The following is a 9,779-nucleotide window of genomic DNA, read 5'->3' as shown; positions in this document are numbered from 1 at the left end:
CGCGGCGGGGTCCTCGTCGGACACGTCGCGGAGCGCGTCGAGGAAGCGGCGGTGCAGCCCCGGCTCGGCGCCGGGCGGAATCACCCCGGCGATCGCCCGGCGGCACAGGTCATGGCGGAACGCGACCCCGCGCGCGTCGCGCCTGATCAGTTTCGCCTGGTCGAGCGCCCGCAGCGCCGGCAGCGTCACCCCGAGCCCGATCAGCAGGTGATCGCCGATCGCACCGGGGGCGCATGTCAGCAGGTGCAGAAGATCCCATGCGGCGGCGTCGAGGTCCGCGGTGCGGGCCAGGATCGCGTCGCGCACCGTGACCGGCAGGTCCGCGCCGTCGTGGTCGAGCATCTCGCACACGAAAAACGCGTTGCCGCCGGTGATCCGGTGCAACCGGTCGGGGTCGACGCGGCGGTCACCGACCATCGTGGCGACGGCGGCCGGGCTCAGCGCGGGCACCGTCAGGGACTGTGCGTGCGGGGAACGGGCCACATCACCCAGCAGGCCGCGCAGCGGGTGCGAGACGCCGACCTCATCGTCGCGAAGGATGCCGACCGTGAGCAGGTGCGACTGCGGGGCGCGGCGCAGCAGGAACCGCAATAGGTCGATCGTGCCCTGATCGGCCCATTGCAGGTCGTCGAGCACCAGCACCGAGGGATCGGCACGGAGATCGTCGAACACCGCGGCGAAGATGTCGTAAGGCTGGTCGCCGTCGCGCAGATGCCTCTGTGTCGCGGCGCCGAAACGGCAGGCGAGATCGTGCAGCGGGCCCAGCGGTCTCGGCGTGCACAGCGGGTCACACGCCCCCCACAGCACCCGGGTGCCCTCCGGCAGACCCGCGACGAACGTCTCGACGAATGACGTCTTCCCCGCGCCGGATTCGCCGCACACCAGCACCGCGCCTCCGCGGCCGGTGCGTGCCGCGGTTCCCCGCGCCGCGAGCTGGTCGAGTTCGTGCTCGCGCTCGGTGAGCGTCACGGACCGATGCTATCCGCAAACGACGCGCCCCACCAGCGAAAACACTGCTTGTAAGGGGAAGGTTCCGGCGGCATCTGGGGAGGTTTCCCCGATGACACCGCGTGTGCCGGCGGTGCACGGTGGAGCAGGTCCGGCACCCCGGCCGGACCGACCAAGCCAGGAGGGCACCATGTCACGCTTCCTCATCGAGCGGGAGATCCCCGGCGCATCCGAGCTGACCCAGGAGCAGCTCGCCGAGATCGCCCGGAAATCCAACGCCGCCATGCAGTCACTCGGAGTTCCGTACCGGTGGATCACCAGCTACGTCGCCGGCGACAAGGTCTACTGCATCCACGAGGCGGACGACGAGGACGCCGTTCGCGAGCACGCCCGCCGCGGCGGCTTCCCGGCCAACGTCGTCGTTCCCGTGGCCAACGAGTTCGGCCCCCAGACGGCGGCGGCCACGGACACCTGATTCCACCCTTTTCGAACGTGTTTGCCGATGGCGTTCCGGTGGAATAATGCGGCAATGTCGCGTGCCGAGCGCTTGTCCGAGTCGTCTGCCGACGAATCATGCCGGTCAAGCAACGATCTGCGCGTCGGTGGCTTCCGCTTCTGGTTTCTGGGTCAGCGGTGGGAGTGGTCGGACGAGGTGGCCCGTATGCACGGCTACGAGCCCGGCACCATCACACCCACCACCGAACTGCTTCTCGCGCACAAACATCCCGAGGACCGGCGGCATGTTCAGGAGTTGCTGGACCACGCGTTGCACTCGGGCGGATCCTTCTCCAGCAGGCACCGTTTCCTCGACACCCAGAATCGGGAACACAGCGTGCTGGTGCTGGCCGACCGGATGCTCGACGACACCGGCGCGGTGATCGGCACGGAGGGGTATTACGTCGACCTGACCGACACCCTCGACCAGGCCCGCCGTGACGTCCTGGACACCGCCCTGCCGGATCTGTTCGAGGCCCGCGCCGCCATCGAACAGGCCAAGGGCGCGCTGATGCTGGTGTACGGCGTCGGCGCGGATCAGGCATTCGAGTTGCTGCAGTGGAGGTCTCAGCAGACGAACACGAAACTTCGATTGCTGGCCGCGCAGATCGTCGCCGAGTTCGGCAACGTAGAACTCCGCGACGATCTGCGCCGGCAGTTCGACCACCTGCTGCTGACCGTGCACCAGCGCGTCGAGTGACGGTCACCGAGCGCGTGAAACCCCTGGACATCGTGCAGGACGTGCGCGACCGCGCGGTCGTGATGCAGGTCCGTGGCGAGGTGGACACCGGCACCGTCGAACGCCTCACCGGTGCGCTGAAGGCCGGGACCGCAGCGGCGCTCGCGCATCCCCTCCGCGTGCTCGTCGTCGACCTCACCGGCGTGACCTATTTCGGCAGCGCCGGGTTGAACGCGCTGCTGGACTGTGTGGAAGGCGGTGATGTCAGCGGCATCGCGGTGCGGGTGGTGGCCGACAACGCCGAGGTGCTCCGGCCCATCGAGGTCACCAAGCTCGACGCCGTTCTGCGTCCCTTCCGCACCGTCGCGGACGCCCTGGCAGCGGGCGAGGCCGGATGAGCGGTATGAGCGGCGAAAATCGCTCGCCGGGACGAATTTTCGCCGACGGTGGTGATGTCGGCCGTGATCATGCCGCGGTCGACTGGGCGGCGACACCGCTCGGCCCGCCGGACCGGTGGCCGCAGAGCCTTCTTACCGCGGTCAGCATCCTGCTGTCGTCGCGGTTCCCGATGTGGATGGCATGGGGACCGGACCTGACGTTCTTCTGCAACGACGCCTACCGGCGCGACACGTTGGGGCGGAAGTACCCGTGGGCGCTGGGGCGACCGGCCCGCGAGGTGTGGGCGGAGATCTGGGACGACATCGGTCCGCGCATCGAACGGGTGTTGTCCACCGGAGAGGCGACCTGGGACACCGCGCTGCTGCTGTTCCTTCAGCGTTCCGGCTACGTCGAGGAGACCTATCACACGTTCTCGTACAGCCCGCTGCGCGACGACGGCGCCCGGGTGGTCGGCATGCTGTGCGTGGTCAGCGAGGACACCTCGCAGGTGATCGGTGAGCGACGGATGGCGACGTTGCGCGATCTCGGATCCGACCCGAGCCTGGTGCGGGCCGAGGAGGACATCCTCAGATTCGTCGACGAGCAGCTGGCCCACAACCTTCGGGATCTCCCCTTCACACTGACGTATCTGTTCGACGACGACGGTTCGGCGCGACTGGCGGGCGCCAGCGGCATCTCCGCGGGGCATCCCTCGGTGCCGGCGCGGCTGACGCCCGGTGGCGACGGCCCGTGGCCCGTCGCCGAACCGGCGCGCGGGCAAACCGTGCTGGTCGACCTCGACGGCGACGCGTACCCGGCGCTGCCGACCGGGGACTGGCGCCGTCCGCCGGTGCAGGCCCTCGTCGTTCCGTTGCTGCATCAGGGCGGTTCGCCGAGCGGTTTCCTGGTCGCCGCGTTGAACCGCTACCGGCTGTTGGACGACGCCTACCGCGGCTTCGTGACCCTGGTGGCCGCGCACATCGCGGCGGGCGTCGGTCTGGCGCGCAGCTACCGCGCACAGCAGCTGCGGGCCGAGGAACTCGCCGAACTCGACCGCGCCAAGACCGCGTTCTTCTCCAACATCAGCCACGAGTTCCGCACCCCGCTGACGTTGATCCTGGACCCGGTGTTCGAGCTGCGGCGCGCCGAAGGTGTCGACGAGAGTGTCCGCCGAGAGCTAGATGTGGTGTGGCGCAATGGGTTACGGCTTACCAAGCTGGTGAACACGTTGCTCGATTTCTCCCGGATCGAGGCCGGCCGCGCCCAGGCGCTCTATCGGCCGGTGGACCTGGGATCCCTGACCGCCGAGCTCGCCAGCGTGTTCCGTTCGGCGATGGAGCGTGCCGGGCTCGCTTTCGACGTCGACTGCGGGCCTCTCGACGAGCCGGTGTACGTGGACCGCGACATGTGGGAGAAGGTGATCTTCAACCTGCTGTCGAACGCGCTGAAGTTCACCTTCGAGGGCACGGTGTGGGTCCGGGTGCGCCAGGACGGGCAGGCCGCGGTGGTCGTGGTGGCCGACACCGGTTCGGGCGTGCCCGCCGCGGAGATGCCGCGGCTGTTCGAACGGTTCCACCGCATCGAGAACGCGAAGGCGCGCTCGAACGAGGGCAGCGGGATCGGGCTGGCACTGGTCAAGGAGTTGATCGCAGTGCACGGCGGCACGATCGTCGCCGACAGCGCCGAAGGGCGGGGGACCACGTTCACCATCCGGCTGCCGTTCGGCACCGCGCACCTGCCCGGCGACGCGATCGCCCCGGACGGCGGCGCACCCCGTCCCGCCGCAGCGGCCGCCCCCTATGTCGAGGAGGCGTTGCGGTGGATCCCCGCCGAACCCGATCGACGCGAGTCCGCCACCGCGCCACCGGCGATCGCGCCTGCGGCGCCGGGCGCGGTGACCCCGTCACGGGTGTTGATCGCCGACGACAACGCCGACATGCGGGACTATCTGAGCCGGCTGCTGCGCTCCGACGGCTACCACGTGGACGCCGTCGTCGACGGGCTCCAGGCGCTGGAGGCGATCCGGGCCAACCCGCCCGACATCGTGATCAGCGATGTGATGATGCCGCGACTCGACGGGTTGGGACTGGTCGAAAAGCTGCGCACCGACCGCCGCACAGCGGCCCTGCCGGTACTGCTGTTGTCGGCCCGGGCCGGTCTGGAGGCGTCGATCAGCGGGCTGCGCGCCGGTGCCGACGACTACCTCGTCAAGCCGTTCGCCGCGGCCGAACTGCTGGCTCGGGTCCGCGCGAACGTCGAACTCGCGCGGCTGCGTGAACACCACGCGCGCTGGCGCTCGGCGCTGATCGACTCCCTGCAGGAAGCCTTCTTCGTCTGTGACGACCAGGGTGCCGTCATCGAGATCAACCACGCGTTCACCGAGATGCTCGGCTACGACACCGACGGCCTGCCCTACCAGCCGATGTACCCGTGGTGGCCGTCGGCCGAGCAGAATCCCGACGCATACGCCAGGGTCACCGCCGCCTTCGACAGCGTGCGGGCGGAGCCGCACGGGAGCATCGGGGCGTTGCCGCTGACCCATCGCGACGGACACCAGCTGTACGTGGCCGTGACGTTCACCCACGCCGAGGATCCGGACACCGGGCGTGACGTCGTGGTGGGAACGCTGCGCGACGTCAGCGCCGAGCACTACATCGTGCAGCGCGAAACCGCGTTGGCCTCACTGAACGAGCAACTCTCCCAGGCCGACACCCTCGACGACGCGGTGCTGGCCGCCGCGACGGAGTTCGCCGCCGTGTGGGGGGCGCGGCGCGTGCTGGCCGCCACGTGGCCCGACACCGACGACTCCGACACCGACTCAGCCGACCCGCACCTGGTGTGCGTCGGAGAATCCGCACACTGGGCCGACCTGTCCGAGCACACCCGGGCGGCGCTCACCGCGCTGCGCGACGACCAACTGCTCGCCCCGGACACCTCCACCGCCGGGGCGGCCGGCGTCGCGTTGCGGCACCCCCGTGGCGTGCTCGTGATGTACATCGAGCTGTCCGAGCAGCGGCGGTTCACCTCCGAGGACCACACCCTGCTCACGGTGCTGGCCGGCCGGCTCGGCCAGGGGCTGCAGCGAGTGCACCAGATCGACCAGCAACGGGAGACGGCGCTGGCCCTCCAGCACGCCATCCTCGGACCGGCCCTGTCGAGCGGCTTCGCCGTCCGGTACCAGCCGGCGACCAGTCCGCTGCAGGTCGGCGGCGACTGGTACGACGTCGTCAACCTCGACGACGGCCGGATCGCACTGATCGTCGGTGACTGCGTCGGGCACGGCCTCACCGCCGCGACGATCATGGGGCAGTTGCGCAGCGCCTGCCGCGCGCTGCTGCTGGAGCACCCGAGCCCCGCGGCCGCGCTGTCGGCGCTGGACCGGTTCGCGGCGCGGCTTCCCGGAGCGCGCTGCACCACCGCGTTCTGCGCGGTGCTCAACCCGCAGAACGGCGAACTGGTCTATTCGTGCGCGGGTCACCCGCCCCCGATTCTCGTCACCGCGGACCGCTCCACCCGGCTCCTCGAAGGGGCCCGTGCCACGCCGCTCGGCCTCAGGAATCCGCCGCACCGCACCGAGGCGCGGGAGACGATGCCGCCGCGGGCCACCCTGCTGCTCTACACCGATGGTCTGGTCGAACGCAGACGGGAATCGATCGACGACGGGATCGCCCGCGCCACCGACATCGTCCAGCGGAATCGGGCCACCGCGCTGGACGAGCTGGCCAATGTGATCATGTCCCGGCTCGCACCCGATGAGGGCTACCACGACGACGTCGCGCTGCTGCTCTACCGCCAGCCCGCCCCGCTGGAGCTGGACTTCGCCGCCGATGTCGGGGAGCTGGCCGGCAGCCGGACCGCGCTGCGCGGCTGGCTGAATGCCGTGGGGCTGTCGCAGGAACAGACGCTGGACGTGTTGATCGCCGTCGGGGAAGCATTGGCCAACGCGATCGAGCACGGCCACCGCGAGCGGCAGGGGCGGGTCCGGCTGCGCGCCATGGCGCTGCCCGACACCGTGTACCTGACCGTCACCGACTCCGGCACCTGGAAGGCGCCGGCGCAGGTCCCGGCGCTGCACCGGGGCCGGGGCATCACGCTGATGCGGGCGTTGATGCAGGATGTGACGATCGACTCCCAGCACACCGGCACCACCGTGCGGATGCAGACCAGGATCGCGTGATGGCCACACCGCTGAGCCTGCACACCGAGCGTCGGCCGGACGGTTCGGTGGTGCTGGCGGCTGCCGGTGAGCTGGACATGAGCAACATCGCCGCGTTCTCCGCGGCCGTCGGCGCCGCCGTCGCCGAGCGTGACGCAGACCCGCTGCTGGTCGACCTCAGCGCCGTGGAGTACCTCGACAGCGGTGCCATCAACGTGCTCTTCGAGTACGCGGAATCGATCGAGCTTCTCGTCCATCCGATCCTGCTGCCGGTGCTGACGGTCAGCGGCCTGACGAAGGCCACCGTGGTGAAGCCGGCCGGTGGGTAGGCCGTCCGGCCCGTTTCGTTTTCAGTCGGAGTGCTCGCGGCGCGCCCGTGCGCGTCGTTTCCCTTCGTGCATCGCGGCCACCCGGGCGACCGGGATGGTCCGGCCGTGCTCGATCAGCTTGTCCGGCAGCCGTTGCGGCTCCGGCATCGCCTCCGCCCACGGGTCGCGCCCGGCCAGCACAGCCGGTGCGGTGTGCACCGTGAACTGCGACGGGTGGACGCGGTCCAGGTCAGACCACGGCACCGGGAACGAGACCGGGGTGCCGGGACGCAGCCGCGGGCTGTAGGCCGCGGCGACGGTGGCCCCGCCGGCGCGGGTGGCGTCGACGAACACTTTGCCCTCCCGGTCGGCGACGATGAACGCCGTCGTCGCGATCGCCGGATCGAGCGCCGCGGCGCGGTGCGCCAGCGCGCGGGTGGCCGCCGCGACGTCGTCGACCGGTGCGCTGCCGTCGACGGGGACGAAGATGTGCAGACCGCGGGAGCCGCTGGTCTTCACCGCACCCGCGAGTCCGCTGTCGGCCAGGGCCTGCCGTACCAGGTGTGCCACGGCGACCACCGCGGCGAAATCCTGGCCGTCGGGCGGGTCGAGGTCGAGGATCAGGTGGGTCGGGCGGTAGATGTCGCCGGCCAGTCCGAGCGCCGGGTGGTATTCGACGGCGCGCTGATTGGCCAGCCACAGCAGGGTGCGGCGGTCGTCGCAGAGCGCGTAGCGGATCTCCCGCTTCGACGTGTCCGCCCACATCGACACGGTGCGGACCCAGTCCGGGGTGTACTTCGGCACGTTCTTCTGCATGAACGGCGCCCGGCCGCGCAGCACCCGCAGCACCGTGAGCGGGCGGTCGGCCAGCACCGGAAGGATGCGGTCGGCGACGGCGTCCAGATAGTCGACGAGGTCGCGCTTGGTGGCCCCGGCGTCGCCGGTCAGCGGTTGGTCGAGGTTGGTCAGCTCGACACCGTCGCGCTCTTCGCTGGTCCCCATCGGATCAGCCTAGGGGCATCGCCGCTCCGTCAAGTGCTCTCCGCCAACGGAAGTCGGGATTCGACCGCGGAGGCCGGCGACGCGGCATAACGTCTGCATGCAATGAACCGGAGTCCATCGGCGGAGCCCGGCGCACCGGGGGCGGTCGCCACCACCGAACCGCCCGCGGCGCCCCAGGTCGACGATCAGGAGAAGCCCGGCCGCGAGCTGTCCGGCTGGACCCGTCGCCTTGTCGCCGCGGTGGCGTTCGGGGTGGCACTGCTGACGATCTGGCAGGTCTTCCGGCCGCTGTCGCAGGGCAGCCAGTACTACCTGATCGTGTTCCTCGCCGGCTCACTGCCGTTGGTGTACCTGGTCTACCGGTCCGGCTGGGGTGGCCGGCTCGACCCGCAGGACCGGCCGGGCCCGTTGGACTGGGTGCTGGCCGCGGTCACGCTGCTGGTCTGTCTGTATCCGGTGCTGCCGCTGCGAATCGGTTCCGGTGGCGGTGGTTACAACGAGTTCCTGGACCGGCAGGGCATGCTCGCCCCGACCGATGTCGTGATGGGCGCACTGCTGCTGATCCTCATCCTGGAGGCCTGCCGCAGGACCACCGGTTGGGCATTGCCCGTCGTGTGCGGTCTGTTTCTGGCCTATGGCTACTACGGCGGGCTGATGCCCCAGGGCTGGGCGATCGGCCACGCCGGCCTCGACTACGACCAGATCGTCGACGCGCTGTACAACTCGGGCAGCGGGTTCTTCGGCACCCCGCTCGATGTGGCTGCCACCTACATCGTGTTGTTCACGATCTACGGTGCCGTGCTTGAGCTCTCCGGCGGCGCACGGTTCTTCGTCGATCTCTCGGTCGCCGCGTTCCGGCGCTCCCGCAGCGCAGCCGGCCGCACGGCGGTCGCCTCCGGACTGCTGCTCGGCACTGTCTCCGGGTCGGGCACCGCGACCGCGGTCAGCGTCGGCGCCATCACCTGGCCGATCATGCGGTGCGCCGGCTACACCCCGGAGCGGGCCGGTGGGGTACTGGCCGCGGCCGGGGTCGGCGCGTTGCTGTCGCCGCCCACGTTGGGTGCGGCGGCGTTCATCGTGGCCGAGTACCTCGAGGTGTCCTACCTGACGGTGCTGGGGTGGGCGATGATTCCCACCGTCCTGTACTACCTGGGCATCCTGCTGGCCGTCGAGATCGACGCCCGCCGTTTCGGCATGAAGCCGGCACACTTGGGCAGCGAATCCACGTGGAAGCTGTTGGCCCGGTTCGGGTACCACTTCGTGTCGATGATCGCTATCGTCGTGTTCCTGGCGTTGGGGATGTCGGCGACCAGGGCGGTGGTCTACGCGACCGCGGTGGCGTTCGTGCTGAGCTTCCTCGACCGGCGGGGCCGGCTGACGCCGCGTCGTGTCTTCGACGCGCTGAGCGGGGGAGTGCGCGGGGTGCTCCCGGTCGTCGCGGTCTGTGCCGCGGCCGGCGTCATCACCGCGATGACGACGAAAACCGGTCTGGGATCCCAGTTCTCGTCGGTTTTGGTGAACGGGGTGGATGCCCTCACCGACAACCGGACCGTCATCCTGGCGCTGACGGCTGTCTTCGCCGCGGTCGCGCTGGCGCTTCTCGGACTCGCCATACCGGTGACGGCGTCGTTCGTGATCGGCTGGGTCATCATCGGTCCCGCCCTGCTTGCCCTCGACGTGCCCGCGCCGGCCGCGGCGATGTTCGTCTTCTACTACTCGGTGCTCTCCGAGGTCACCCCGCCGACCGCGCTGGCGGCCGTCGGCGCCTCGGCGGTCACCGGGGGCCGCGCGATCCCGACGATGTGGCAGGCAT

8 protein-coding genes are annotated in these 9,779 nt (G+C 70.2%); 6 read left to right on the top strand and 2 right to left on the bottom strand.

Annotated elements, in window-relative coordinates; translation table 11 throughout:
• On the bottom strand, positions 1 to 969 hold a 969-nt coding region (locus ASJ79_RS11040), incomplete at its 3' end, for an AAA family ATPase (RefSeq protein WP_156448376.1).
• Positions 970 to 1,138: 169 nt separating this feature from the next.
• On the opposite strand from ASJ79_RS11040, the gene ASJ79_RS11035 reads away from it, so the two are divergent.
• From ASJ79_RS11035 to ASJ79_RS11015, 5 genes are read left to right on the top strand one after another with little or no spacing between them, the layout of a single operon-like run.
• The gene (locus tag ASJ79_RS11035; RefSeq protein ID WP_067955041.1) at positions 1,139 to 1,423 is read left to right on the top strand and encodes a DUF4242 domain-containing protein; all 285 of its coding nucleotides are present in this window, start codon (positions 1,139 to 1,141) and stop codon (positions 1,421 to 1,423) included.
• Positions 1,424 to 1,477: 54 nt separating this feature from the next.
• On the top strand, positions 1,478 to 2,143 hold the full coding sequence (locus ASJ79_RS11030) for a PAS and ANTAR domain-containing protein (RefSeq protein WP_082753777.1): 666 nt from the start codon (positions 1,478 to 1,480) through the stop codon (positions 2,141 to 2,143).
• Complete coding sequence (locus ASJ79_RS11025; RefSeq protein ID WP_231750816.1) at positions 2,140 to 2,520, top strand: STAS domain-containing protein; 381 nt, start codon at positions 2,140 to 2,142, stop codon at positions 2,518 to 2,520. Before ASJ79_RS11030 ends, ASJ79_RS11025 begins: the two co-directional genes overlap by 4 nt.
• The gene (locus ASJ79_RS11020; protein ID WP_067955039.1) at positions 2,517 to 6,677 is read left to right on the top strand and encodes a SpoIIE family protein phosphatase; all 4,161 of its coding nucleotides are present in this window, start codon (positions 2,517 to 2,519) and stop codon (positions 6,675 to 6,677) included. Before ASJ79_RS11025 ends, ASJ79_RS11020 begins: the two co-directional genes overlap by 4 nt.
• Positions 6,677 to 6,985: an STAS domain-containing protein gene (locus tag ASJ79_RS11015; RefSeq protein ID WP_067955037.1), complete on the top strand. Its 309-nt coding sequence runs from the start codon at positions 6,677 to 6,679 to the stop codon at positions 6,983 to 6,985. Before ASJ79_RS11020 ends, ASJ79_RS11015 begins: the two co-directional genes overlap by 1 nt.
• 21 nt (positions 6,986 to 7,006) lie before the next feature.
• On the opposite strand, the gene ASJ79_RS11010 is transcribed toward ASJ79_RS11015, so the two are convergent.
• Positions 7,007 to 7,966: a DNA polymerase domain-containing protein gene (locus ASJ79_RS11010; protein WP_067955035.1), complete on the bottom strand. Its 960-nt coding sequence runs from the start codon at positions 7,964 to 7,966 to the stop codon at positions 7,007 to 7,009.
• 102 nt (positions 7,967 to 8,068) lie between these two features.
• On the opposite strand from ASJ79_RS11010, the gene ASJ79_RS11005 reads away from it, so the two are divergent.
• On the top strand, positions 8,069 to 9,779 hold a 1,711-nt coding region (locus ASJ79_RS11005), incomplete at its 3' end, for a TRAP transporter fused permease subunit (RefSeq protein WP_067955033.1).

Source organism: Mycobacterium sp. NAZ190054 (assembly GCF_001545925.1).
Taxonomy (GTDB): domain Bacteria; phylum Actinomycetota; class Actinomycetes; order Mycobacteriales; family Mycobacteriaceae; genus Mycobacterium.
This window is presented reverse-complemented; position numbering and strand designations above follow the sequence as displayed.